The following is a 24,207-nucleotide window of genomic DNA, read 5'->3' as shown; positions in this document are numbered from 1 at the left end:
GGAGCGTGTGACCTACATCACATTTTAGGGATGGTAAAGTCGGCTTAAGGTTTCCCGGGATACACCAAGATAAGCGGCGATCAGGTTTTTAGGGACCATGTTATAGAGTTCCGGATACAGCTTCATTAATTCTTCGTATCGGAATTTGACGTTATTATTCATGAACGACAATAATCGTTTCTGACTGGCCACATAACCTTTATTTGTTCGCCAGCGAAAGAAGTGTTCTACGGAATGGATCTCTCTGCAGATTTTCTCCCGGTTTGCATTGCTAAGGCATAAGACTTCTGCGTCTGTGATGCAATCTAATGCGATGTTTGCTTTGGTCCCATTATAAAGTGCTTCAAAATCGGAGGCCCACCAGGTTGGCATCGCAAATTGCAGAATGAACATTTTCAATTCGTCGTTGATATAAAAGGATTTCAGGCAGCCGGAAATCACAAAGTATTCGCAATCAACCTCGCTTCCTTCGGAAATAATGACCTGTCCTTTTTTAAATTTCTGAAGCTCAAAAAGGGAAAAGAAATAATCGAACTGATCGTCCGTCAGTGTGGTGTTTTTTAAAACATGAGCCTTTAAAACTTCCTTAGCATCCATATAAATTGTAATTTCTAAAAACTTCGTCTAAAATAGAAATGATACCGGGATATTGAGATTGATTTTCGATTAATCCTTCCTGCTTTTTCAGAACGGGGGTAATTCCGTTGCTCATCACTACATAAGCCAACAATAGTACGTAAACATCCATATTTATCAGTTAAAATTATCAATTTTGATTTAGTTTTGTATTTTTGATACGTAAACACACTACAATTAATGAGTAAGAAAGAAATCTTAAAGCAACTGATCGATCATCTCTTTGACTTCGACAGCCAGTATCAGGGGGAAAAGGAATATACGATGGCCGACTTTGCCGGGTACCTGAACGCCAGTCATGGCAGTCAGCTTTCCGGACACAGAGATCTGGCAGGTGGCGAAGAGCAATGGGTAAGCACGCATCAGGACGATAACACACAAATAGCAACCATGCTCGTTTTTATTTACCGTTATGCAGTCATGTATTTTAAAAAAGCGATTAAGGAAGGTAAGATCCATACGCTCGATGAATTTTCTTTTTTGATCGTATTGATGACCTATCCTTCCCTGAGCAAAACGGAGTTGATTCATAAGCTGGTTATGGAGAAAACTTCCGGGACCGAAGTCATCAAACGTTTGTTGAAACAAGAGATGATTGAAGAATTTGCCAATCCGAACGACAAGCGGAGTATTCTGGTGACCATTACAGCTAAAGGAAAAAAGGAAATAGCAGACTTATTGCCGAGAATGGGTTTAGTGGGAGGCGTGGTTGTAGGCAACCTAAGTCAGGCGGAAATAAGTTCCTTGTCATTTCTGCTGCGTAAACTGGATGATCACCATAACGATATCTTTCTAAATCATCGGAATTTAAGCCTGGAAGAACTCAGCGAGAAGACAAAGCACAATCAGATCTCAAGATTGCAATCCTAAAAATTTAAGAATATGAAGCGTGGAAGTAAAAAGGTTCTGATATCCGGAGCCAGTATAGCAGGCCCAACACTAGCTTTTTGGCTAGCTAAATATGGGTTTGATGTCACCGTAGTAGAACGTTCGAAATCGCTGAGATTGGGCGGACAAAACCTGGATGTGAGGGGTGCTGGCCGGGCAATAGCCAGAATGATGGGCATAGAAAAAGAAATCCTGGCTGCGAATACCGGAGAGATCGGCCTTCAGTTTGTGAATAGTAAAAATAAGGTTGAAGCTGCATTTCCCAGAGATGGTGCCGATGGGTTTACAAGTGAAGCCGAAATTCTGCGGGGCGACCTCGTCAATATTCTATACCAGCACACAAAAGAAAAGGCAAAATATGTCTTTGGGAAATACATCACCGTGATTGACCAGCGCGATGACAGCGTTAAAATAACCTTTAGCGATGGCGGGACAGAGGTCTTTGATCTGCTAATTGCTGCAGACGGTGTACGGTCAACGACAAGACAGCTGCTGTTTGGCGATGAGCCGAAAGTTAAGTTTGTTGGACTTTACAATGCCTGGTACACCATTCCCAAAAGAGAAACAGATTCAAAATGGGCGCGCTGGTATACGGCACCGGGATCCAGGGTCATGGTGATCCGGCCGGACAATCAGGGCACTACGAGGGCATCGTTCAGCTTTCTTTCCGACGACAGAAATTATCAAAATTTACCTGAGGACGAACAGAAAAAAATATTAAAAGAAAAGCTTTCAGATGCCGGCTGGGAAGCGGATCGTTTGATGGAAGAAATTGACAAAAATGAAGATGTATATTTTGATGGCATTAGCCAGATACATGCACCAAGATGGTTCAGTGGTCGTGCTGGTATGATTGGAGATGCAGCCTACTGTCCAACTCCGCTCACCGGTATGGGCACCACCTTAGCCATCGTAGGGGCTTACCTGCTTGCCGGAGAACTTGCGCAACATGACCAGCATGAACATGCATTTGCAGCCTATGAAAAACGCATGCGTCCTTTTGTAGAAGATGTTCAACGCCTACCACCAGGTGTTCCCTGGCTCGCACATCCAAAATCGAAGTTTGGTGTGTCGGTCGTGAATACGGTGGCCGGAATCCTGGCAAGCAGTGCTGTTAAGAAAATCAGCAAGCTCTTTGGCAGTAAAGAAAAGGAGGTGACAAAAGATAAGATCGAATTGCCTGAGTTTGGGAAATAACGATCAAAATCAGGGCTTAGGCCAAGGTCCATCATAAATTTCCCGCCAATGATATGATCTGAAGAACTTTCCTGGTTGATATTTGTTTCATTAATACCTAAAAAAACTGTTATGGAAACCAGAGTGAATATGCAAGATAATTACCGCCAGCCACAAGCAGAATTTTAATTTGGCCCTCTATGAAAGCGCATCTCCTGGAACGATTTATCACCGCACAGAAAGCAGTCTATCAGACCGCATTAAATGAGCTAAAGGCTGGAAGGAAGCATGGCCATTGGATGTGGTATATTTTCCCGCAAATCCAGGGACTGGGATTTACAGAAACATCCAGACACTATGCCATTGAAGATTTAAGTGAAGCAACTGCCTATCTTGCTCACCGGGTTTTAGGTCCGAGGCTGATTTTAGCCTGCAATACCCTGATGGAACTGGAGACCAATAATGCACAGCAGGTATTCGGCAGTCCCGATGACCTGAAGCTAAAATCAAGCATGACCTTATTCTCGGCTGTACCCAATGCGGATCCCATTTTTGAGAAAGTACTGCAAAAATTCTACGATGGTTTAAAAGATCACATTACGCTGAAAATACTTAAACTTCAAGATATTTAAAAAACTGATGAGTCTCAAAAGTTAAGCTTAGTAAAACTACACCTATCATCGGGTAAAGAAATCTATTGAATATATATCACAATACAGTGACTTAATATTACATTTGTCATCAGTTGCTAATGCCTCATCCAGAAATATGAAAAAAATATTTATCCTCAGTTTTTTAAGCCTGGCTACCTTAACCGCTTTTTCACAAAATTTTGCTGCCCAAAAATTAGACAGTCTATTTCAGGTATTAAAGAAAAAAGATAAATTTATGGGGAGTATTGCCCTCAGTCAAAATGGCAAAACAATCTATTCAAATGCAATTGGATACAGCGATTTGGCAACCTCTAAGCTAGCAAGCACAGCAACCAAATATAGAATCGGCTCCATTTCTAAAGTGTTTACCGCAACATTATTATTTAAGGCTATTGAAGAAAAAAAGCTGTCATTAAATACAACTATTGACCGTTATTTTCCGCAAATCGAAAATTGTAAAAAAATAACTATTGAGCACCTGCTTAATCACAGAAGTGGCATCCATAACTTTACAGATGACGTTGATTATTTGGCCTATAATACGCAACCAAAAACCGAAAAGCAAATGGTGGAGATCATTGCTAAGGGAAAAAGCGATTTTGAACCTAATAGTAAAGCTAAGTACAGCAATTCAAATTATGTGCTGTTGAGTTACATTTTGCAGAAAGCATATAAAAAGGATTACGCGTCAATTTTAAACGAAAAAATCCTCAGGCCAGTAGGATTAAAAAACACCTATTTCGGAACGAAGAAAACAAATATCCTAAATAACGAGAGCTACTCCTATCATTTTAAAAACGAATGGATCAAAGAAGACGAAACTGACCTGAGCATTCCTATGGGCGCAGGTGCATTGATCGCTAACCCGACCGATCTAACTACTTTTATTACTTCACTTTTTGAACAAAAAATAGTTGGTCAAAAATCATTAGCATTAATGAAAACCATAAAGAATGGTTATGGAATGGGCTTATTCGACCTTTCTCATTCCGATACAAAAAGCTATGGGCATGATGGAGCAATTGACAGGTTTCAGTCTATAGTGGCTTACTATCCGGAAGAAAAACTAGCTATAGCCATTTCCTCTAATGGATCAATCTATAAAATTCCGAATATTTTAGCCTGCGCGGAAAGCTGCTACTTTAACAGGCCATTTGAAATACCAACATTTGAAAAGCTGGCAGTTGCTTCAGAAATATTGGACACCTATGTTGGAACATACGCGAGCGGGCAGATCCCAATCAAAATCAACATCACCAATAAAGAAGCCCAATTATTTGCACAAGCAACCGGTCAGGCAGGATTTGCGTTAGAAGCTACCACCCCTACTATTTTTAAGTTTGATCAAGCGGGAATTGTATTGGAGTTTAAACCAGAGCACAAACAAATGACATTAAAACAAAGTGGCAAAGAATTCTTGTTTAAAAAAGAATAAATTTTAGCGCTTATTTTATTTCCTCACCTATTTGACACCAGAAGAAAATTTCAATTAAAATGAAAAACCTTTTTTTACTCCTTGCAATTTTTCCATTTATGATTTCCTGTAACGGACAAAACGATCCCGACTACAAATATTCAGATCATGAAACTGAACAATTTTTAAATGAAATAACAAAAAATGCCAAGGTTAGCATTACCGACATTACTGAAATAAAAAAACAGCCGACTGATGAATTTGGCGTCATAACAAGGTTTCCTTTATCAAAGAAGGAAGTCGATGAGTATCATAAAAATCACGGAACCATTATAGTTAAAAATGATAATATTTATGATTTTGCGACTTATACTTTAAAAGATTTTGAACTTACAAATGAAAACAATGAAAAACTACGAATTGTAGATAATGAAAGGTCTAAAAACCTGCAAGAACTTCCATTATGGGAATATGAAAAGATCTTGTATAAAAATTTAGGGATTGTATTTAAACTAAACAAAAAATTTGAAAAGCTTAATGGCTTTATAAAAATTGAATTTAAAATGCCAAATGGAATGGAAAAAGAAATAAAAATTCCGGTAAACATCACGATAAATGACACAGTTCCTGAATAAACACCTCCTGAATACATTGCCACGTAGATTTTTTTCCCTGTCACTTTTCTGACCGGACCATTTTTATGAAATCACTGGCATATCTTCTAAGATACTCGCTAAAGAATTAAAAGATCTGGAATTGAATGACTTCATCACATGTACCTTATATCCAACCAACCCGGTAAGTATTATTTATGAAGCCACGGAGCATGTATAGAGCGTTCCCGCAAAACATTGATTGCACAAACGAACAAACAATAGCAATGTTTGAATAATTTTAAATGTATCGGAAAGTTTCAGACAGGAAGAGGGTGTTTCACAAACTGTGTCAATAGTGTAACTTTAAACTATCGACATAATTATGGCAACACAAGAAGACTTTGATTTCGAAAGCTTCAAAAAGGAAGCTATAGCTGGCTTATATGCCGGCAAGAAAATGACTGGCACGGATGGGGTACTAGCCCCGATGATGAAACACTTTCTGGAATCTATGATGACCGGAGAGCTGGAGCACCACATTTCAGAAAGTAAGCTAGCCGGTCAGTCCAACCGTAAGAACGGGAAAAGTAAGAAGACGGTTCGCAGCTTGAGCTCGGGAGAGTTTGAATTGGAAACCGGTCGGGACCGCCTGGGCACTTTTGACCCTAAGGTTGTCCCCAAACGCCAACTGATCATTACAGAAGAACTGGAAGGGAACATCCTCTCGATGTATGCAATGGGGATGAGTACGCGTGCTATGCGTGATTATATCCAGGAAATGTACGCCATGGACATTTCTGCAGCTGAGATCTCACGCATTACTGACAGCGTACTACCAGCCGTGCAGGAATGGCGCAACAGACCCTTAGAAGCAGTTTACCCCTTTGTCTTCCTGGATTGCATGTTCTTTAAGGTCAGGGTAAATGGTGTAGTGGAAACCCGTGCAATCTACAATATCCTGGGTGTGGATATTGAAGGCAAAAAAGATGTTTTGGGGCTTTATACGGCTGAAAACGAAGGCGCCAAATTCTGGCTTTCGGTACTCACTGATCTAAAAACGCGTGGTGTTGAAGATATCCTGATCGCCTGCATTGATGGACTAAAGGGCTTCCCTGAAGCTGTAGAGGCTATCTTTCCAAAGACCAGGGTACAGCTTTGCATTGTTCACCAGATCCGCTGTTCTATGCGCTATGTTCCTGAGAAAGATAAAAAGGCAGTAATGGCCGATATGAAGCCAATCTATCAGGCGAATAATGAACAGCTGGGATATGAAAAATTGCTGGAGTTCGAAGAGAAATGGGGGACGAAATATCCCCTGAGTTGTAAGTCCTGGCTGGACAACTGGGTAAACCTTTCTGCATTCTTTGAATACGATCAAGGGATCCGTAAGATTATTTACACCACCAATCCGATTGAGGGCGTACACCGCCAAATCCGCAAAATTACCAAGACCAAGGGGGCTTTTTCTTCTGAGCAGGCACTGATGAAACTCATGTATCTGGTCATCAAAAACATCAGTAAGAAATGGACGATGCCAATCCATAATTGGGGACCGGCATTTTCACAACTTTATATTAAATTTGGTGACAGAATTCTTCAAGAGAATAAAGGATTCTGAGAGGCGTTAATTTTTGAAACTGACACAGTTCATGTTACACTCCCGACAGGAATGCAAGATTGCTCACCGATCAATTTTTTATGGCTTGTGCCCCAAACTTCTAATTCCATGATAACTGACTTCAATGCATATCCAATTTCTGTCAGCTCATATTCTACACGTGGCGGTACTTCTGCATAAACAGTCCGGCTGATTATTTTATTCTCTTCGAGCTTACGCAATTGCAAGGTCAACATCCTTTCAGTAATACCAGGTAATTTCTTCTTTAGTTCTCCAAATCTAAGTTTACCACTTAATAGCCACGAACATATTACCAATGTCCATTGTCCGCCGATGATATTTGAGGCATATGCTTCCGAACATTCATCGCTCAGAGCAACCTTATTCGAGAAGTTTGTTGAGGTTTGCTTGATCTCACTCATTACTTACATTTTTTATAGTACCTAACAATTAGCAGGCAATATACAAAAGTTTATATGCAACCCTAACTTTGTCTTAAATACACTAATCATTGAAATATGAAAACTTTAATAATTGTGGTGCATCCTAATCTTACTGAGTCTGTGATAAATAAAAAATGGCTTGATGAACGGTTTACCCATGGATGAGTTGTGACCGACTTCACACTTAAAATGAATTGCAAAATGTAAAATTATATAATTTAAAAAATTTAATATGGAATCACAGAAAAAACGAATCTTAATTGTGGGCGGTTATGGGATGGTTGGAAGTAACATCGCAAGACTAATCAGACAAGCTGATAAGCGTATCGAACTTATTCTTGCAGGTAGAAATCCGCAAAACGGAATATCTTTAGCGAAGGAATTAAATCATTCAGAAACAGCCTATATCAATCTCGCAGAAGGCTTCGATCTAAGTGAATTTAAGAAAATTGATCTGATTATATCAGCGGTGGATGATCACAGTAATATATTAAGAGAAACTGCTATCTTAAATGGCATTGCATGTATTGCTGTAAGCGAATTAGCGGATCAAATTTCTCCCACAGCATTTTTGAGCCTTCACAAAACAATTGTTGCGCCTGTTGTATACGCAGGTCATTGGCAAGCGGGATTATTAACTCTTATGGTCAAACAGCAAGCGAATAAATTCAGTCAAATAGAAACTATCGAACTTGCAGGATTATATGACCCAAAGGATAGCGTAGGGCCGTTAGTTGCAAACGAAGTTAGTGGTTTTGTTGGTGAGGCGCTAATTCGCAAGGGGGGAAATTGGCTATCAGTACAAGCAAAAGAAAACCCGAGAACTATTGATTTGCACAATCATTCGTCAGCAATAGGTTACCCACTCAGCACGCTGGATATTCCGAGTATAGCCGCTTTTACGAGTGCGAAAAATATTCGGTTCGACTTTATTATTGGGGAATCGATAGGGACTAGTAATGGCCTGGAAGCTTCCCATGATTTATACATTACTATTGATGGTACCCTACTATCCGGCGAAAAAAGAAAACTCAGCACGATCGTATCCGGCCCAAAAGGGAATTCCCATCTCACAGCTGTGGGCGTATATTTAATCACAGAAAAGATATTGGGCCTAAATGGACAATCTGAACAAAAGACCGGGGGTTTGTACCTTCCAGAAACTATTATCTCAACTCATCATATCAGCAACCGATTAAAAGAATTTGGAATCGAAATAATTGAAGAAACCTTGGAAAGTTTGTAGAACTTATTCAGGATATTCTAAGCACAATTTAACAAAATCACAAAATTGAGCATGACGATTAAGATTAACAAATGGACATATGAAAGAGCGTATAAAGATTAGACATTCAAGGGTTGGATGGAAAGAAAAGAAGTAATAATTAATTGGCACATAATTAAAATAATAACGTGAAAAAACTAACATTAACAATATCCATCTTACTGTCAGCCGGTATCGAAATCATAGCACAACCGGTAAGTTACCTTCCTAATCAAAACACATTTCAGCCTGTTACAAATCCTCAAAAGATAAGGAACTGGGATGACGAAATACGAACCATTGATCTTTATAACTCCAATGCAGGGAAGGTAATTTATTACGGAGAAAGCTTAGCAATAAAATTATATGAAAGCACGCCAGATTCAAGCATTACTGAATCGATTCACATCCAAAAACAAACAAAAATGAAAAACGCAACGATATTACACAAGGCCAACGAATTCGTAAAAAAGGGAAACTATGAAAGTTTTCTAGTCTATTGTACACAGGATACCAAATGGGTTTTTGTAGGCGAACGTATCCTTGAGGGTAGAGATAAAGTACGAGAGTATATGAAAGAATTCTATTTGGAACCGCCCGTATTTACCGTCGAAAAGACCATTGAGGAGGGTAGCTATGTAACCGTAACAGGTGAAATCACCTTGAAGGCTGCAAATGGAACCTATAACCACTATGATTATTGCGACGTCTGGCGCTTCGAAAATGGAAAAATTGCAGAATTGAAAGCTTTTGTCATAGAAAAGAAATCTTGACAAATGAATCGTTAAATGAAACTAAAAGTGGCAATTGGGCGCAATACGGCCACTAAAGCTTTACTGCTGTAACGGAATTATAAATCTGTTAAAAGACCCTAATTAAAATAAGAATAGTAAAAACCGGAGATTTCGCAAGGTGCTAGTCATGTCATTAAGATTATAAGGCAGTATCCAAAAAACTGTGTAAATGGGATTTGAGGTAAAAACTTAGATCCCATTTTTATGTAAATTAGAGAAAGGAATTTAAAAGATGCAAGCAGAAGATTTTTTAAATGACGATTTCCTTAAACAGTTTAAGGACGGCAAAGATTTCATGAGCTTCATGGATCAGATGTATAAACGAGGCGTTGAAAAGATGCTTGAAGGGGAGCTTGATTCTCATCTGGGCTATGTTAAGCACGATAAACAACGCAAACAAACCGATAATTCCCGTAATGGTTATGGCGAAAAGAAGGTAAAAACAGAACATGGAGAACTGGATATCAAAGTCCCCAGAGACCGGGATTCCAGTTTTGATCCACAGATCCTTCCCAAACGGAGTAAACTCTCAGAAGGCATAGAAAAGTTGGTAGTTTCTTTATATGCCAAGGGGATGTCCAATGCTGACATTGAAGAAGAACTTCGTGAGTTATATGACTTTCGTTTACCACCCTCTACCATTTCGACCATAACAGCAAGAGTAACTGATGATATTTTAGCCTGGCAGAATCGCCCACTTGATCCGGTATATATGATTGTGTGGATGGATGGCATTGTTTTCAAAGTAAGAGAAAGTAATAAGGTCATCAATAAAACGATCTATCTGGCTGTTGGACTTAATATGGAAGGCCGTAAGGAAGTATTGGGGCTATGGCTGGGAAAGAATGAAAGTAGTGCTTTTTGGATGAGTGTGCTCACTGATTTGCAGACCAGAGGTGTTCAGGATATTCTGATCACATGCACCGATAACCTGGGTGGCTTTACTCAGACCATCCGTTCTGTATTTCCGCAATCTACCACTCAGATTTGTGTGGTTCATCAGATTCGTAATGCCTGCAAGTATGTGGTATGGAAGGATAAAAAGCCATTTACGGAAGATATGAAGCCCATTTATTCAGCTCCCAATAAGCAGGCAGCAGAAGCTGAACTCACAACATTTGAGTTAAAATGGGGAATAAAATATCCTTATGCGATTCGAAGCTGGCGGATAAACTGGGATGACCTGACGGCATTTTTTGAGTTCCCCCTGGAAATCAGGAAAATCATTTATACAACTAATTTAATTGAAAATTTGAATGGAAAGATCAGAAAATACACCAAAAATAAAATGTCTTTTCCAACCGATGAGGCTGTGAAAAAATCTGTTTACCTGGCCTTAATGGAAGCCACTAAAAAGTGGACGATGCCCATTCATAACTGGCCGTTGATTATAAATCAGTTTATTGCTATTTTTGAACAAAGGGTTAAGGTCTGATACCCTAACCCCAAATTTCATTTACACAGATTTCTGTACACTGCCGATTATAAGCCAATGTGCTTCGCTCAAACTGACCACTATAACATATTGATTGGTTAGTCTCGGCGAAATCTCCATATATACCTATTAACAATATCTCTTTGTGCGGTAAGTTCAAACCTTGTTAACGCTAAGCAGGATGTACTAAATGCCTTCTTCACAATTGCTACTTCGTAAGACAACCTGAGTAGTTACCAAAAAGCAGTTTACCTTCCAGTTCAAAAAAACACTTTAAATCAATCCATTACAGGATTATTGACAATAGGCAATTTCGCAAACTTGATCACCTCAATACTCGGAAAACCAAAATCTTCCACCACTTTTCCTAAAATCAAATAACAACCTGCTCCTCTAAAAGGATAAGTTGGGGTACTATTAGGAAAATGCGTGGTGTCAAAAAAGTTCCCATCTACATCGAGAAAGGTTCCAAACCACATTTTTTTATTGTTTTTGGTATGTACAGTCTTCTCACAGACATATAAACCTACCATTTTAACGGTTTGTCCAATATATTTAATGAGATCATCCGTACGGATGTCGCCACGATATTCCGTTTTAAGTAAATCGAACATGGAAAGTGTAAGTGGAAAACCCAACAATTCCAGTTCATGGTAAGCATCCTCTAATTTGGTATTGATCAGATCGGGCATGATATACTGTTTAGCTTCTACATGGAATAGTTCTGCATGGCTATTTGGTTTCGTTTTATTGCCTAACATGCCATGAGCATCCCATAGCAGCGCTTTTTTACTTTTTCCTATAAAACGTAAACACCCGCAGCGAATTAAAATAATCAATTGTTCCAGACCAATTTCCGTGCGTTTTACAAAATCTTCCAGATCGAGATAATCACCACCTAGTTTTCGTTCTTCCGGGATCAGTTCAATCAATCTTCCTTCGAGCCCTTGTATGCCGACAAATCCAAGATAGGCGTCAGTTCCCTTGATAGAAACTACGGGGCTACTTTTGTTTACACAAGGTAAATGGACATTTGCTCCGGATTTTTTAAGTTCATGAACATATAGCCATCGGGTATAAAAACCACCATAGTTATTCAACACACCCACCATAAACTCCATCGGATAATACGTTTTCAAGTATAGACTCTGATAACTCTCCACCGCAAAACTGGCGGAATGTGCTTTAGAAAAGCTATACCCTGCAAAGGACGAGACCTGCCTCCAGACTTCCTTTGTAATATCTGCTGGCCTCCCTAATGCCATTGCTCCTTCATGGAATTTTTCTACCAGCCGATCAAACTCCACACGGGAACGGTATTTTCCACTCATCCCACGTCTTAGAATGTCAGCATCTGTTCCATCCATGCCTCCGTAATGGATACACACCTTAATCACATCTTCCTGGTAAACCATTACTCCAAAGGTTTCTTTCAGTTGCTCTTCCATTACCGGATGAAGGTATTTGACCTGATCAGGCGCATGGAAGTTCTGGATGTACGTTTTCATCATACCAGATTGGGCCACTCCCGGACGAATGATAGAACTGGCGGCAACGAGTGTGAGGTAGTTATCGCAAGTCAGCTTTGTATTGAGCTGTCGCATTGCCGGAGATTCTATGTAAAAACAGCCGATGGTATGGCCTGTCTTCAGACGATTGTTCAGATTGGGATCTTTGATAAATTCCTGTACCTGATGGATATCCAGTCGTTTTTGCTGATTTTGTTCTACCAATTTGACCGCTTCCTTAATGTGACCAATGCCCCGCTGGGAAAGGATATCGTACTTATCATATCCAATTAATTCTGCTTCATACATGTCCCATTGTACCGTCGGCATTCCTTTAGGCGGAAGGTCTAAAGCAGTATAGTACGTAATTGGTTCTTCTGAGATCAGCACTCCACCTGCATGAATACTTCGTTGATTTGGCATATTGCCCATCATGGAATGTATCGCCATGATCTTTTTAAAAGTATTGTTGTCCCGGTTAACGGCTGCGCGACTCGGATCAGTAAAACCATCGATTTCAGTTTTAGGAAGTCCCATTACTTTACCGATCTCCCGGATTACCGAACGGTCTTTGAACGTAGACATGGTGCCCAACAAGGCCGTATGTGCTTTACCATAGCGTTTGAAAATATAATCCTGCACATCTTCCCGTTCGTCCCAGCTGTAATCAATATCAAAATCCGGAGGTGAGGAGCGTTCCGCATTTAGAAAGCGCTCAAAGTATAAATCCAGTGCGATAGGATCAACATCGGTAATGCGCAGACAATAGGCAACGATACTATTTGCTCCTGATCCCCGCCCAACATGATAATATCCCCTGCGCATAGAATACTGAATGATGTCATTTGTAATCAGGAAATAGGCACAAAAATCCATTTCGACAATCACCTTCAACTCCTGTTTTACGCGTTTCAAAGCCTCCCGGTTCTTATTTCCGTAGCGGTAGCGCATTCCTTCTACAGCTAATTTTTCCAGAAGCGCTCTATCATCGTTTTTGTTTCCGGTAAAGGTTTTACGATTTAACTTAATTTTTCCCTCCGGATAATCCATCGTACAGCTATCCATGAGCCTGCGGGTATTGTCAAGGATAAAAGCATATTTGGAAAACTTCGCTTCCAGCTCTCCAGGTTGGAGAAACAGATCTGTGTCTTTGCATCTGTCTTCTTTTTCAACCATTGTAATTAAGGTATTCAGATCGATTCCTCTCAGGTATTCATGCAGACGGTATTCAATTTTATTAGCCACAAAGACGGGTTGCAGTGCAAGCAGTTTATCCTGATGGTCTTTTAAGTCCTTATTGAAAAGCTGATGTAGTTCATCGAACCGAACGCCTATGTATTCATTACTTTTTAATTCGGCCTTGTGACCATGAGGATAAATAATGTACGCGTTTTTAAATTCCTTCGGCTCATCGGGTAGCTCCTTTTGTTCAAGATTATAATCACTCAAATAATCGTTCAGTTCCTTCATCCCTTCCCTATTCTTAGCGATACCGATATACAGCAGCTTTTTATCTCTGCGGAATTCTATTCCTCCAATAGGTTTAATTTTTTTTGAACGGCATTCGCGCATAAATTCCATGACCCCGGTAGAATTATTGATGTCAGTAATTACCATCTGGGTAATGCCTCGTGCTTGTGCTTCCTCGACTAATGTCTTGATCGACATCGTGCCGTAGCGAAGGCTATAGTGAGAATGGACGTTTAAATACATAGGATTATAATTTAATGTCCATTGTGGAGGCTCTGGTTACCGCGTCCTGCCCGAAACGTCTCCTGATTTTATCTAATGCCTGGACCAGACTGTATTGCTCCTGGGATTCACTGTACAGATCAATCTGTTCAAAACCTGTTACTAAATTGGATAAGCTAACGCCTACGAGCCTCAAAAGCATCCTGCGGTTATATATTTTTTTGAACAAATCTTTTACGGTAGCTATCAGTACGCTATCCAATGAGGTATAAGAAATGGTAGTCTGTTTAGTTTCCGTTTCAAAATTGGCGTACCGGATCGTAACAGTGACGCAGGCGCAAAGCTTCTTTTTTTCTCTAAGCTGATAAGCAATATCCATCACCTGAGCGACCAGTAAGTTATTGATCATGTCGATATCAATGGAATCCGCATGAAAGGTGCATTGGGTACCAATTGACTTTTGTTCTGTATAAGGAATGACCAGGCTATTGTCAATACCCTTTGCCTTTTGCAGCAACGAGAGCCCGGATTTACCCAAAAGTGAATTCATCTGATCCGGATGGATCTGTGACAGGGTGATGATTTTTTTAATGCCCATATCACTAAGCTTGACGAACGTTTTTTCGCCTAAGCCCGGTATTTTACGAATAGATAGTGGATTTAAAAAAGGCTGTACTTCTTGCTGTTTCACGTTCCTCTCGCCACCGGGCTTACATTCATTGGTAACCATTTTAGCTACGGTCTTATTGACGGAAAGTCCGAAAGAAATAGGTAAATCCATTTCCTTGATAATGGTTTGCCTTAATTCGTGGGCATATTGCATACAGTTATGAAACCGGTCCATGCCAGTCATATCAATATAGTGTTCATCAATGCTCGCCTTTTCAAAAAGCGGCACTTTTTCACGGATGATCGCTGTAATTTCATGGGAGGCTTTTGAATACTCGTCCATATTTCCCTTTATAAAGGTAGCATGAGGGCAAAGCATCTTAGCCATGCGGGAAGGCATAGCGGAGTGTATTCCAAACTTGCGGGCTTCATAACTACAGGAGGCAACGACACCTCTGTCAGAAGTTCCTCCGATAATTACTGGCTTCCCCTTTAATGAGGCATCTTTTCTTACCTCAACTGAAACAAAAAAAGCATCCTGATCCATGTGGATGATTTGCTTGCCGCTATCCATGATTTAAAATTTAGGTAGCGACAAAGTTATGCTAATATTTTTAGTATTCTGATTGATCTTCCAGTTTTTTTAGCGATTTACCCTTGTGTAGTTTCTTTATAAAAATGGCGACAATAGCTTGTATAATTAAGAGATTTAATGTTACCATCATTGGCGCCGTAATAATATCCCTTAATGGCATGGAATCTGCTTAGGGATCTCACATGTTTAAGCCTGTTTCTTTTGAAAATGAGAATTTATTGATTCACCCCTTGCGTCCGGAAGATCTGAATAGATATGACGATATCGTAAATGATATTTATAAAATTCTTTCTGATGAAAAGACCCTAAAATTTCTGCCAAGCAAGCGTTTGAACAATCTTTCTGAAGCTGGAGTCTTTTTGAATAATATGATCATCAACTACCATTCAAATCGTAACTACCTCCATTTTATAACTAAAAAAAATTCAGGTAAAGTAATCGGACTTATTGACCTCATATCTCCGAACGTAGCTATGGAACATTATAAAATTGAGCATTACCCCTTTTTCATTGAGTTTTATCTAAGTGGTAACTCCTGCGGATGCGCTATCATGAGTAATATCTTACCCCCTATTATTGACTTGATATTAGACCAGGGTATCACCAGCATCGGAGCAATAGTGCACAGCAAGAATATTGCGGCTAGAAAGGTTCTGGAAAAATCTAAGTTTACCTATAGCGCCAAATTCGATAGAATCCAGGACTTGTTTAAAACGATTGGATAAACATCCAATTTTTAAATCAAAGTCAAACCCAAAAAAATATATAAGAGCAGAATAGTTTAATACAATAATAAATTTCCCCTGGATTTCAGCAATAAAAATGTAATCTGAAAATTGGGTAGCAAGATTACTTTTCTCTAATTTGTGCTACCCAATTTTTAACCATATGGCAACGGATCAGAAATACATAGATTACATTATCGACCAGATCAATCATCCCGCTGGTATCAGCTATAAAAAAATGTTTGGTGAGTACGGCCTGTATGCCGGGATTCGGATCTTTGCATTGGTATGTGACAATAGGCTATTGATCAAACCCACGGAAGCAGGCCAGGCATTTATTGGAAAACCAAACTTAGCACCTCCTTTTCCCGGAGCTAAATCATATTTTTTAATACAGGAGGAATTGGATGATCACGAATGGGTTTCAGGTTTGGTAAAGGTTACAGTAAATGAACTCCCTGATCCTAAGCCGAAAAAACTCAAAAAAAAGATTTAATGTCTCGGTTCTTCTTTCCTCGTTTATTGTCGGGAATCATATTACCAAAAAATGGCGACAAACAGATTCTTAAAAATGGTAAGCTTAGATTACAGGCTACATCCCGAGAAAAAATGTATTGTGGATTATTTTATACCGATTCTGTAGTTTATTCGTTTACTTCGTCAATTTTAATATTTAAACTGTTTTCTGTAAGTAACAGCGGTTATCCCTTTATGTTTTTTGAATTGCCGGCTTAAATGACTTTCATCAGAGAAGCCTAAATCATCGGCGATTTGCCCGATGGATTGCTCGCTATAGGTTAACCGCTGTTCCACAATATTCATTTTATATTGGGTCAGGTAGCAGTGTAGACTGTCTCCGGTCAGGTTTTTAAAATATTCACCTATATAGTTTGCAGACAAGTTAAATTGTTCTGCAAGGTGCTTTATTCTTAAATTTTTCGGACAACCAATATTTTGGTGCAGATAAACCAACATTTTATTAATCAGAGGCTCCTCCATTTTTGCAGGAGAGGTGATCCGCTGAGGATTAACGTTGCGGGAGATGATATTTAACACAAGAATCACCAAATGCTGTATATTTTCATCGTAATAGGAAGGCTTGTTGTTGTACTCGATCAACATGTTTTCAATTAATCCGGCAATCATATCACAATCTCTCTTCTCTTTAATCAAGACCTGATCAAAACGGTTATGGCTGGAGAAAATAGTTTCTAATTGTTTCAACCATTGTATCAGTTTCTCTTTTTCCTGTTGGGTTTTATATTGTTCAAGAAAGACTTCAGAAAAACGGATGGAACAATAACGGGTATCCGTCGTACTTTCAAAACCTCTGCAATCCAAGGGGGTGAATAAAAATACACTTCCTTTGCTATAGGGGAATTTGTTGTCATTTACAATCCTAATGCCTTCTCCATCTATAATCTGTACAATTTCGAAGAACTGATAGATCAGTGGACGCTCATTCCAGTGCTCCATATTGGAGACAAAGATGTCTAAAGGTTTATGTAAATGTTTAGTCTTCATTAGTCGAAATGTACAAAAAAAACCATTCTTTATCCATGTTTTCACATATCACTTAAGACTAATTTTGGTAAAAAAAATATCATGTCACAGAAAAAATTAGTCAGGCCATTTATTAATGAAAATGTTTCTTTTGCTAACAGAGTTGTAATGGCTCCAATGAATCGTCGCAGGGCCATTAAAGGAATCCCTCCCCTATCTATGGTTACGTATTATCAACAAAGGGCCAGCGCTGGATTATTAATAACAGATAATATTGCCATTTCTTCTAATGGCGGTGCTTATATGGATACCCCGGGAATATACAATGAAGAACAAAAAAATGCCTGGAAAAAAGTGGTAGACGCCGTACATGCAAAGGGAGGAAAAATCTTTGCTCAATTGGTTCAGGCTGGTCGTATCGGACATCCGGCAATACAAAACAATGAGCCTTTGGTAGCGCCATCGGCGATACCAGTGAATGAAACCATTCGTATTCCTGATCGTACTCATCAACTCATGACAGTGCCGGTTTCTATAAACATTGATGAAATTCCATTGTGGGTAAATGCTTTTAAACAGGCGACAATAAATGCATTAGAAGTAGGATTTGATGGTATTGAAATTCATGCAGCACATGGTTTTCTGATCGACCAATTTATCAACCCTCTTAGTAACATCAGAACAGATAAATACGGAGGGAGCATCCACAACAGAACGCGTTTTTTGCTGGAAGTAATGCAGGAAGTGGTTGCTGTAGCCGGGAAAAACAAAGTAGGAATCAGGCTTTCGCCTTTTCGTGAAATTTATGATTTGAAACCTTATCGGGAAGAGCTGGCGACACACCAGTATATTCTTGAAGAGTTACAGAAATTAGATATTTTATACCTCCACTTTTCCAATGCAATTACAAATGGAAAAGACTCGATTCCGGTAAGTTTTCTCCACAGCGCTCGACAGCTTTTTAAAAACATCATTATAATTGCCGGTGGCTTTACAGTAGAAACTGCTGAAGAGATTTTGCAAAATCGGTTTGTAGATTTTGTGGCTTTTGGCAAACTGTATATTTCAAATCCTGATTTGGTGGAACGCATAAAAAATGATAGTCCATTGGCAGACTGGGATGAGGAAACGTTCTACCACGGTGGAGATAAGGGTTATATTGATTATCCAAATCTGATTTTTAATAAAGAATGTATTAAATAGCCGGAGCAAATTTAGTGGGTGAAATACGACAGCGGTACGGTAAAGTTGAGCAAATGTGTTTTTATTGAAAAAAAACCTATATTTATTGTTTATCAATAAATATTTATTACCTTTAGGTATGATTTAAATTTTACTACCATGTCAAAAACAAACAACATCGTATTTAAAGGCCTGCATATTATTGCATGGATCATCTTCGTAGGATTGTGTATAGAAGCAGGTGCCTTCCTGGTCAATTTCATTTTTAGCGTCTTCAAGCCTGAATTTGTTGCAAAACTCTATCAAAAACTGGACTTGAGCCAAATGTATAATAGCAGCAAATGGGCTTTTTTCAGTATCTATAGCTTTATCTTATTAATATCACTTCTGAAAGCCTATTTATTTTATATAGTCGTCATGCTATTACACAAGTTAGATCTGTCAAAGCCTTTCAACACTTTCGTCTCCAATCAAATCACGAAAATCAGTTACTTTACTTTCTCTATTGGCCTGCTTAGTTATATCGCGCAACAAACAGCCAGTGACTTTAAAAATTATGGCTACAATATTGGCAACCTTAATGAGTTTTGGACAGACGGGCAGGCATTTATACTAATGGCAGCAGTAGTCTATGTCATTGCAACTATATTTAAAAAGGGGGTAGAAATCCAGAACGAAAACGACTTAACTATTTAAGCTATGCCAATCATTGTAAACTTAGACGTGATGATGGCGAAGCGAAAAATTTCGCTGAATGAACTTTCTGAAAGAGTTGATTTGACATTATCTAACCTGTCTATTCTAAAAACCGGAAAGGCAAAGGCAATCCGGTTTAGTACCCTGGAAGCTATTTGTAAAGCCTTAGACTGCCAACCTGGGGACATTTTAGAGTTCGTAAACGATAAATAAGAACAACGGGCGGCAATACTTTGGATTATTCACTTGCAAATACCTTTAATAAAATCAGCGGATGCATAAACACTGATGTATCTTATAACGAATGCTAAGTCCCTGTCCACGAACAATTCCTCCTCCCATAAAACCATATTTATTCTGCTGCAGTGTAAATACTTCGAGAAATTCCTTCCCTTTCCATATCCGGAAAAGATTAAAAAATCCGGCAACGGGGGGTTCCATAATTTAGGTGTTACACAACACAAATTGAGCTGGTGAATAGTTTTTGGTTGTACCAATTTCAATGCTTAGCTATCGCAACTTATTCCTCAGCTTCCAGATGGTGCAGCTCAATTTCACTTCCAATAGTTTCTACTGTTTGTTCATTCAACTCAATCTCAATTCTTTCTCCTTTTTGGTCCGGTGTATACTGCGGTAAATCCCCGGCCTCCATTTCTTCCGGATCAATTGGCTGCCATTCTCCGTCGGCGGCGAATCGGACGCCTCCAATAATTCCACCGAAATAGATGACTTTATAATAATCTGCCTGCCTCAGGATGGTAAGCGTGACTTCTCTGCTTCCATAGCCAATTTTAATATTAAATGCTTCTTCCATCGTTCTTTTTATTAAAGTTCAAACTGCCACCTTTCACAAATAATCCGTATGCCCGATAACAAATCACGTTTCGCTTGTTCCGCAAGCCTTTAACCATTGCGAAGATGAAATGTTTGGAAGCAGACATAAAAAACAATTTGTATGGCAAGGAAGTATCTCCAAATGGGCTACACGCGGGCAAGACGCTATGCGAACTACAAAGGCGGAAAGAAATATGATAAAACTAACAATCATGCTCCTCTCGATCGGGGAACTGGCGAACAACAAAAAGCAGCAGCGGCAGATATCTTTTATGAAAAATGGAAATTGGCTGAATCTGATCCCCATTATACCAGAATGAAGTTGGAATGGAAGAAGCAAGAAATCTGACCTCAATATGTTCAGCTACCGTTGCACCAGGCAGTACTAAAGCAAGCGCTATAGGAAAGAACAATAGCAAGCAACCATTGGTTAACAAGAAATAGCAGCCCATAATCATTTAGCAGGTTTTAGCATCTCCTTGGCTTGAAACTTGCTCTGAAGATCACCAATGAAAACCCCTAAAAAATTACAATATTATCTGGTGTTCATGATGCTCACGGGGCTTTCCTGGAATTCAAAGGCTCAGAATGCCGTTGAAACCGCAGCCACCGCCTACCATAAGGTTAAAACAGGTAGTGATGAACAATTTTTGCTGGCAGGTAAGTATGCTCATGCCCTCTTCTTCAATGGCCGCAAGAAAGAAGCCATGCAATTATTGCAGAAAAACATCAATAGTGCTGCCAAAAAAGCGGACGGACAATATGCGGCGCAATTAAGCGGTATCGCTGCCATGAACAGCAAAATACTCGATGATACTGTAGCTGCTATGAAATATCTGAAACAGGCAAAAAGATTTGCGGAGCGAACAAAAGAACTAAGCATTAAGGGCTATGTCAGGTATTGTGAGGGCTGGATGCATGCCCGGAACGATCAGGAGCATCAGGCGATCCGGAGTTTCCAGCAGGCCCTGACTTTTTTTGATAAAGCTCCTCAAACTGAAGTCGTCATTTCAAGAAAAACAGCAATTTATAAAGAACTCTCCTCCATATATTCGAATTGGAAGGCCTATGATCTGCAAGAAAAATACGCCACCCTCATGTTGGAAATTGCCAAATCAAAGAACAAGCCGATGGACGTCTTTGATGCCTTCATGTCTATGGGCTATAATTACCAGGAACAATACATCAACCAACCGGATCAACACAAGCTCCGCGACCAGGCAGAAAGGTATTACCTTCGGGCGATCCACTTTTATCAGAAAAATAAAGATAAAATGGCAGTGCCTTCCGATCTGTCATTTGCAGCAATCAACCTTGCCAATCTTTACCTGCAGTTTTATCCCCCATCCTATAAGGAAAAATCAATAGCGTACGCGCAATTGGGGTTGGAAATCGGACAGCAGACCGCACAATTTGCACAGGTGGCTTCAGCCTATGGAATTATGGCAGAATATAGTATGAAAGCGGGCGACAATACAACCGCTAAAAAATATCTGCTGGCTGCCTTAGCTGCACTCGGAAAAGATGCAGTGGTAGAAAATACCATTGCGCTAAGCCTGTACCAAAAACTTGCAGAAGTATACGAAGCAGAAGGACAATATAATGAGGCCTATCATTATTATAAACAATATGTAAAGGTCTATGAAGAGGTTTATAATACAAACAAGATGGAACAGGGCCGCAGGCTGGAAGCGCAGTTTGAAAAAGAAAGGCAACAACAGCAAATCTCCCTGATGCATGCCCTTACCGCTACACAGCGGCAGGAACTGAAAAACCTGAAACTGAGTAAAGAAAATCAGCGCCAGCAAATGGAGGTGATCCAGCTCGAGGCAGAAAACAGAGGACAGGAGCTGAAACTATCGCGCGTTGAGACACAACGACGTGCAGCAGAGCTCGCAATTTCCCAAAAAGAGCTTGCCTACAAATCAAGGATGAATACCGTTTACTTTCTGCTGATCCTAACGTTCATCATCGCTGCAGCGCTGGTATATTATGCGTACCGGCAGCGCCTGAAAGCATTAAAGCAGAAAGAAAATCTGCAGGTTTTAAGTTCGATGCTTCAGGGACAGGAAACAGAACGTGCACGCCTGGCGAGAGACCTGCATGACGGACTGGGAGGTATTTTATCCGGAACAAAAATTACGCTGTCCGGACTAACGCTGAACAACCAGGATAACACGACCAAAAGTACGGTCAGCAAATCACTGGATCAGTTGGATGTTGCTGTAATAGAACTGCGCCGCATCGCTCATAACCTGATGCCGGAGCTGCTGGACAAATATGGCATTGAGGAAGCCCTGAAGGAATATGCAGCGCGGATGAGCAGCGAAGAACTTGAGGTCTCCTGCCATTTTGTAAATTATAAAGACAGCCTCGAAAAAGAAAAACAAATAGTGGTTTACCGGATCATTCAGGAACTGGTTAACAATGCGGTGAAACATGCTGAAGCTGCACAAATTATGATACAACTTTCAGAATACAATCACCAGATCCTGATCACAGTAGAGGATGATGGCAAAGGTTTTGACCTTAACCTTGCAAATGACAGAAAATCAGCGGGAATCCACAATGTCCAGTCGCGGCTTGAGTTTCTGAGTGGCAAGATGCACATCGATTCCATTGCCGGTACAGGCACCACCATAGAGATAGAATTTCCAATTGACAACAACGTAAAATATGGTTAATATAGTAATTACTGATGACCATCCGATGATGCTGGAAGGTTTGAAAAACATCCTTGCCGCAGAGGTCGATTTTAAGGTCCTGAACTGCTTTACCGATGGCAAAATGACGTTGGAGTTCATTGGAACCAGCCAGCCCGACATCCTGTTGCTCGACATCAATCTTCCTGACAGTAACAGCATAGAACTTGTTTCCTTACTGAAGAAAAAGTGCCCGGATATGAAGATTCTGGCAATCAGTGTTCATAATGAGTATGCAGTGATCAATAGTATGCTGGCAGAGGGAGCAAACGGATATATTCAGAAAAATGCCTCAGGACTGGAAATTATTGCGGGTATCCGGACGGTGCTTCAGGGACAGCGTTTTTTATGTTCGCAAACCAGCCTTAAGATGAGCAAAGATGCAGATGGAAGCCTTCAAAAGGTTCCTAAACTTACCCGTAGAGAGAAGGAAATCCTGCTGGAAGCGGTCAGGGGATTAACGACTGCACAAATGGCAGAAACTCTTTTTATCAGTCCTCACACTGTGGAGAGTCATAGAAAAAATCTGATAGAGAAATTTGGCGTTAAGAGCATTACCTCCGTGATCAAACTGGCGCTGGAATATGGCATCATCCGTGAATAGCGAACAAAAACCACGGTATTCAGGGATTTACCGGCATTACCTCATCAGTTAAATTTGTCATGCCCCCAAAGGCATTTAACAAATTATAAAACCTATAAAATTTAAAAAGATGAGAAAAGCAATTTCGAAAGGTACTGTGCTCCTGGCGCTATGTGCAGTTGTTGGCTGTGGTCAAAAAAAAGACGCCGTAGCCTACAACAACGAACTAATGACCGTGATCAATAGTGAAGAGCATCACATCAGTGAAATGAACAGTGCAATGCAGTCAAAAAAATATGAGGAGGCTGAAAAAGTAGCGCTTAAATGGAAAGATGCGGTAAAAGAAGACCTTAAAAAGGTAGAAGAGCTGGGAGATTTTAATGGCGATGATGGACTGCAAAAAGCAGTTCTTACCGGCCTGCAGGGTTATGGTAAAATCGTTTCAGAAGATTACCCGAAGCTGATCAGCATCAGGAAAAACGGCACTCAGGACCCGGCAACAGAGCAAAAGCTGTTGAACAACATTAACAATGCATTTGAAAAGATGGCGAATGGAGTCAACATTGCATCAGATAAGTTTGAGAAAGATTACGCCAACAAATAACTGGTAAAAAACAAGTTAAATAGCCGGTGAGTTCTCCTCAGCGGCTATTTTATAGAA

General features: G+C 39.9%; 26 protein-coding genes. 19 read left to right on the top strand and 7 right to left on the bottom strand.

What is annotated here, in order from left to right; genetic code table 11:
* Positions 1–24: 24 nt before the first annotated feature.
* Both AAFF35_RS08285 and AAFF35_RS08280 read right to left on the bottom strand, forming a co-directional pair.
* Positions 25–597 carry a Crp/Fnr family transcriptional regulator gene (locus AAFF35_RS08285; protein ID WP_342331962.1) on the bottom strand — a complete coding sequence of 191 codons (573 nt, stop codon included), beginning with the start codon at positions 595–597 and terminating at the stop codon, positions 25–27.
* Positions 587–748, bottom strand: coding sequence for a hypothetical protein (locus tag AAFF35_RS08280; protein WP_342331961.1), 162 nt, complete (start codon positions 746–748; stop codon positions 587–589). The genes AAFF35_RS08285 and AAFF35_RS08280 overlap by 11 nt, the downstream gene beginning before the upstream one ends.
* A 68-nt stretch (positions 749–816) precedes the next feature.
* Here AAFF35_RS08280 and AAFF35_RS08275 point away from each other — a divergent pair, with 68 nt between their 5' ends.
* The 7 genes from AAFF35_RS08275 to AAFF35_RS08245 all read left to right on the top strand — a co-directional run bounded on the left by AAFF35_RS08275 (position 817) and on the right by AAFF35_RS08245 (position 6,981).
* Positions 817–1,506 (top strand): MarR family transcriptional regulator, encoded by a 690-nt coding sequence (locus AAFF35_RS08275; protein WP_342331960.1) that lies wholly within the window; start codon positions 817–819, stop codon positions 1,504–1,506.
* A gap of 12 nt (positions 1,507–1,518) precedes the next feature.
* Positions 1,519–2,721: an FAD-dependent monooxygenase gene (locus tag AAFF35_RS08270; RefSeq protein WP_342331958.1), complete on the top strand. Its 1,203-nt coding sequence runs from the start codon at positions 1,519–1,521 to the stop codon at positions 2,719–2,721.
* A 179-nt stretch (positions 2,722–2,900) separates the two neighbouring features.
* On the top strand, positions 2,901–3,332 hold the full coding sequence (locus AAFF35_RS08265) for a DUF1810 domain-containing protein (protein WP_342331957.1): 432 nt from the start codon (positions 2,901–2,903) through the stop codon (positions 3,330–3,332).
* 136 nt (positions 3,333–3,468) lie between these two features.
* A complete protein-coding gene (locus AAFF35_RS08260) occupies positions 3,469–4,788 on the top strand; it encodes a serine hydrolase domain-containing protein (protein ID WP_342331956.1) in 1,320 nt (439 codons plus the stop codon).
* 59 nt (positions 4,789–4,847) lie between these two features.
* On the top strand, positions 4,848–5,402 hold the full coding sequence (locus tag AAFF35_RS08255; protein WP_342331955.1) for a hypothetical protein: 555 nt from the start codon (positions 4,848–4,850) through the stop codon (positions 5,400–5,402).
* Positions 5,403–5,472: 70 nt separating this feature from the next.
* Complete coding sequence (locus AAFF35_RS08250; RefSeq protein ID WP_342333357.1) at positions 5,473–5,601, top strand: winged helix-turn-helix transcriptional regulator; 129 nt, start codon at positions 5,473–5,475, stop codon at positions 5,599–5,601.
* Positions 5,602–5,745: 144 nt separating this feature from the next.
* Positions 5,746–6,981 carry an IS256 family transposase gene (locus tag AAFF35_RS08245; RefSeq protein WP_342327959.1) on the top strand — a complete coding sequence of 412 codons (1,236 nt, stop codon included), beginning with the start codon at positions 5,746–5,748 and terminating at the stop codon, positions 6,979–6,981.
* A 29-nt stretch (positions 6,982–7,010) separates the two neighbouring features.
* Here the strand turns inward: AAFF35_RS08245 and AAFF35_RS08240 are convergent, their stop codons facing one another.
* Positions 7,011–7,403 carry a helix-turn-helix domain-containing protein gene (locus AAFF35_RS08240; protein WP_342331954.1) on the bottom strand — a complete coding sequence of 131 codons (393 nt, stop codon included), beginning with the start codon at positions 7,401–7,403 and terminating at the stop codon, positions 7,011–7,013.
* A 253-nt stretch (positions 7,404–7,656) separates the two neighbouring features.
* Here AAFF35_RS08240 and AAFF35_RS08235 point away from each other — a divergent pair, with 253 nt between their 5' ends.
* The 3 genes from AAFF35_RS08235 (at position 7,657) to AAFF35_RS08225 (ending at position 10,917) form a co-directional block, all read left to right on the top strand.
* The gene (locus AAFF35_RS08235) at positions 7,657–8,670 is read left to right on the top strand and encodes a hypothetical protein (RefSeq protein ID WP_342331953.1); all 1,014 of its coding nucleotides are present in this window, start codon (positions 7,657–7,659) and stop codon (positions 8,668–8,670) included.
* Positions 8,671–8,837: 167 nt separating this feature from the next.
* Positions 8,838–9,461 carry a nuclear transport factor 2 family protein gene (locus AAFF35_RS08230; RefSeq protein ID WP_342331952.1) on the top strand — a complete coding sequence of 208 codons (624 nt, stop codon included), beginning with the start codon at positions 8,838–8,840 and terminating at the stop codon, positions 9,459–9,461.
* Positions 9,462–9,714: 253 nt separating this feature from the next.
* Positions 9,715–10,917 (top strand): IS256 family transposase, encoded by a 1,203-nt coding sequence (locus tag AAFF35_RS08225; RefSeq protein WP_342331951.1) that lies wholly within the window; start codon positions 9,715–9,717, stop codon positions 10,915–10,917.
* Between the two features lie 278 nt (positions 10,918–11,195).
* Here the strand turns inward: AAFF35_RS08225 and dnaE are convergent, their stop codons facing one another.
* Together dnaE and dinB are read right to left on the bottom strand one after the other, a co-directional pair.
* Positions 11,196–14,138 (bottom strand): DNA polymerase III subunit alpha, encoded by a 2,943-nt coding sequence (gene dnaE, locus AAFF35_RS08220; RefSeq protein ID WP_342331949.1) that lies wholly within the window; start codon positions 14,136–14,138, stop codon positions 11,196–11,198.
* A 4-nt stretch (positions 14,139–14,142) separates the two neighbouring features.
* Positions 14,143–15,300: a DNA polymerase IV gene (dinB, locus tag AAFF35_RS08215; protein ID WP_342331948.1), complete on the bottom strand. Its 1,158-nt coding sequence runs from the start codon at positions 15,298–15,300 to the stop codon at positions 14,143–14,145.
* A 203-nt stretch (positions 15,301–15,503) separates the two neighbouring features.
* Between dinB and AAFF35_RS08210 the strand changes: the two genes are divergently transcribed.
* Positions 15,504–16,046, top strand: coding sequence for a GNAT family N-acetyltransferase (locus AAFF35_RS08210; protein WP_342331946.1), 543 nt, complete (start codon positions 15,504–15,506; stop codon positions 16,044–16,046).
* A gap of 163 nt (positions 16,047–16,209) precedes the next feature.
* Positions 16,210–16,542, top strand: coding sequence for a TfoX/Sxy family protein (locus tag AAFF35_RS08205; protein WP_342331945.1), 333 nt, complete (start codon positions 16,210–16,212; stop codon positions 16,540–16,542).
* Between the two features lie 170 nt (positions 16,543–16,712).
* On the opposite strand, the gene AAFF35_RS08200 is transcribed toward AAFF35_RS08205, so the two are convergent.
* Entirely contained in the window at positions 16,713–17,570 is an 858-nt protein-coding gene (locus AAFF35_RS08200) for an AraC family transcriptional regulator (RefSeq protein WP_342331944.1), read from the bottom strand.
* A gap of 81 nt (positions 17,571–17,651) precedes the next feature.
* Between AAFF35_RS08200 and AAFF35_RS08195 the strand changes: the two genes are divergently transcribed.
* From AAFF35_RS08195 to AAFF35_RS08185, 3 genes are all read left to right on the top strand, one after another.
* Positions 17,652–18,752 (top strand): alkene reductase, encoded by a 1,101-nt coding sequence (locus AAFF35_RS08195; protein ID WP_342331943.1) that lies wholly within the window; start codon positions 17,652–17,654, stop codon positions 18,750–18,752.
* Between the two features lie 138 nt (positions 18,753–18,890).
* On the top strand, positions 18,891–19,427 hold the full coding sequence (locus tag AAFF35_RS08190; protein WP_342331942.1) for a DUF2975 domain-containing protein: 537 nt from the start codon (positions 18,891–18,893) through the stop codon (positions 19,425–19,427).
* A gap of 3 nt (positions 19,428–19,430) precedes the next feature.
* The gene (locus tag AAFF35_RS08185; RefSeq protein ID WP_342331941.1) at positions 19,431–19,640 is read left to right on the top strand and encodes a helix-turn-helix transcriptional regulator; all 210 of its coding nucleotides are present in this window, start codon (positions 19,431–19,433) and stop codon (positions 19,638–19,640) included.
* Between the two features lie 307 nt (positions 19,641–19,947).
* Here AAFF35_RS08185 and AAFF35_RS08180 read toward each other — a convergent pair whose 3' ends face one another.
* Positions 19,948–20,241 (bottom strand): hypothetical protein, encoded by a 294-nt coding sequence (locus AAFF35_RS08180; RefSeq protein ID WP_342331940.1) that lies wholly within the window; start codon positions 20,239–20,241, stop codon positions 19,948–19,950.
* Between the two features lie 141 nt (positions 20,242–20,382).
* On the opposite strand from AAFF35_RS08180, the gene AAFF35_RS08175 reads away from it, so the two are divergent.
* The 4 genes from AAFF35_RS08175 (at position 20,383) to AAFF35_RS08160 (ending at position 24,150) form a co-directional block, all read left to right on the top strand.
* Complete coding sequence (locus AAFF35_RS08175; protein WP_342331939.1) at positions 20,383–20,610, top strand: DUF4385 family protein; 228 nt, start codon at positions 20,383–20,385, stop codon at positions 20,608–20,610.
* 160 nt (positions 20,611–20,770) lie between these two features.
* Entirely contained in the window at positions 20,771–22,945 is a 2,175-nt protein-coding gene (locus AAFF35_RS08170; protein ID WP_342331938.1) for a sensor histidine kinase, read from the top strand.
* Positions 22,938–23,567, top strand: a complete 630-nt coding sequence (locus AAFF35_RS08165) for a response regulator transcription factor (RefSeq protein WP_342331937.1) — start codon at positions 22,938–22,940, stop codon at positions 23,565–23,567. The genes AAFF35_RS08170 and AAFF35_RS08165 overlap by 8 nt, the downstream gene beginning before the upstream one ends.
* 109 nt (positions 23,568–23,676) lie before the next feature.
* The gene (locus AAFF35_RS08160) at positions 23,677–24,150 is read left to right on the top strand and encodes a hypothetical protein (protein ID WP_342331936.1); all 474 of its coding nucleotides are present in this window, start codon (positions 23,677–23,679) and stop codon (positions 24,148–24,150) included.
* Positions 24,151–24,207: the final 57 nt, after the last annotated feature.

It is taken from the genome of Pedobacter sp. FW305-3-2-15-E-R2A2 (assembly GCF_038446955.1).
GTDB lineage: Bacteria > Bacteroidota > Bacteroidia > Sphingobacteriales > Sphingobacteriaceae > Pedobacter.
Note: the sequence above shows the minus strand (reverse complement) of the source record. Positions and strands in the feature narration are given on the sequence as shown.

What these genes read in the sequence shown, in the direction of transcription:
- AAFF35_RS08195 (WP_342331943.1), top strand. Translation starts at nt 17,652, where the DNA reads ATGTCACAGAAAAAATTAGTCAGGCCATTTATTAATGAAAATGTTTCT.
- dinB (WP_342331948.1), bottom strand. Translation starts at nt 15,300, where the DNA reads ATGGATAGCGGCAAGCAAATCATCCACATGGATCAGGATGCTTTTTTT.
- AAFF35_RS08245 (WP_342327959.1), top strand. Translation starts at nt 5,746, where the DNA reads ATGGCAACACAAGAAGACTTTGATTTCGAAAGCTTCAAAAAGGAAGCT.
- AAFF35_RS08235 (WP_342331953.1), top strand. Translation starts at nt 7,657, where the DNA reads ATGGAATCACAGAAAAAACGAATCTTAATTGTGGGCGGTTATGGGATG.
- AAFF35_RS08270 (WP_342331958.1), top strand. Translation starts at nt 1,519, where the DNA reads ATGAAGCGTGGAAGTAAAAAGGTTCTGATATCCGGAGCCAGTATAGCA.
- dnaE (WP_342331949.1), bottom strand. Translation starts at nt 14,138, where the DNA reads ATGTATTTAAACGTCCATTCTCACTATAGCCTTCGCTACGGCACGATG.
- AAFF35_RS08200 (WP_342331944.1), bottom strand. Translation starts at nt 17,570, where the DNA reads ATGAAGACTAAACATTTACATAAACCTTTAGACATCTTTGTCTCCAAT.
- AAFF35_RS08170 (WP_342331938.1), top strand. Translation starts at nt 20,771, where the DNA reads ATGAAAACCCCTAAAAAATTACAATATTATCTGGTGTTCATGATGCTC.
- AAFF35_RS08175 (WP_342331939.1), top strand. Translation starts at nt 20,383, where the DNA reads ATGGCAAGGAAGTATCTCCAAATGGGCTACACGCGGGCAAGACGCTAT.
- AAFF35_RS08275 (WP_342331960.1), top strand. Translation starts at nt 817, where the DNA reads ATGAGTAAGAAAGAAATCTTAAAGCAACTGATCGATCATCTCTTTGAC.
- AAFF35_RS08165 (WP_342331937.1), top strand. Translation starts at nt 22,938, where the DNA reads ATGGTTAATATAGTAATTACTGATGACCATCCGATGATGCTGGAAGGT.
- AAFF35_RS08285 (WP_342331962.1), bottom strand. Translation starts at nt 597, where the DNA reads ATGGATGCTAAGGAAGTTTTAAAGGCTCATGTTTTAAAAAACACCACA.
- AAFF35_RS08210 (WP_342331946.1), top strand. Translation starts at nt 15,504, where the DNA reads ATGTTTAAGCCTGTTTCTTTTGAAAATGAGAATTTATTGATTCACCCC.
- AAFF35_RS08205 (WP_342331945.1), top strand. Translation starts at nt 16,210, where the DNA reads ATGGCAACGGATCAGAAATACATAGATTACATTATCGACCAGATCAAT.
- AAFF35_RS08185 (WP_342331941.1), top strand. Translation starts at nt 19,431, where the DNA reads ATGCCAATCATTGTAAACTTAGACGTGATGATGGCGAAGCGAAAAATT.
- AAFF35_RS08225 (WP_342331951.1), top strand. Translation starts at nt 9,715, where the DNA reads ATGCAAGCAGAAGATTTTTTAAATGACGATTTCCTTAAACAGTTTAAG.
- AAFF35_RS08255 (WP_342331955.1), top strand. Translation starts at nt 4,848, where the DNA reads ATGAAAAACCTTTTTTTACTCCTTGCAATTTTTCCATTTATGATTTCC.
- AAFF35_RS08260 (WP_342331956.1), top strand. Translation starts at nt 3,469, where the DNA reads ATGAAAAAAATATTTATCCTCAGTTTTTTAAGCCTGGCTACCTTAACC.
- AAFF35_RS08265 (WP_342331957.1), top strand. Translation starts at nt 2,901, where the DNA reads ATGAAAGCGCATCTCCTGGAACGATTTATCACCGCACAGAAAGCAGTC.
- AAFF35_RS08160 (WP_342331936.1), top strand. Translation starts at nt 23,677, where the DNA reads ATGAGAAAAGCAATTTCGAAAGGTACTGTGCTCCTGGCGCTATGTGCA.
- AAFF35_RS08180 (WP_342331940.1), bottom strand. Translation starts at nt 20,241, where the DNA reads ATGGAAGAAGCATTTAATATTAAAATTGGCTATGGAAGCAGAGAAGTC.
- AAFF35_RS08240 (WP_342331954.1), bottom strand. Translation starts at nt 7,403, where the DNA reads ATGAGTGAGATCAAGCAAACCTCAACAAACTTCTCGAATAAGGTTGCT.
- AAFF35_RS08280 (WP_342331961.1), bottom strand. Translation starts at nt 748, where the DNA reads ATGGATGTTTACGTACTATTGTTGGCTTATGTAGTGATGAGCAACGGA.
- AAFF35_RS08190 (WP_342331942.1), top strand. Translation starts at nt 18,891, where the DNA reads ATGTCAAAAACAAACAACATCGTATTTAAAGGCCTGCATATTATTGCA.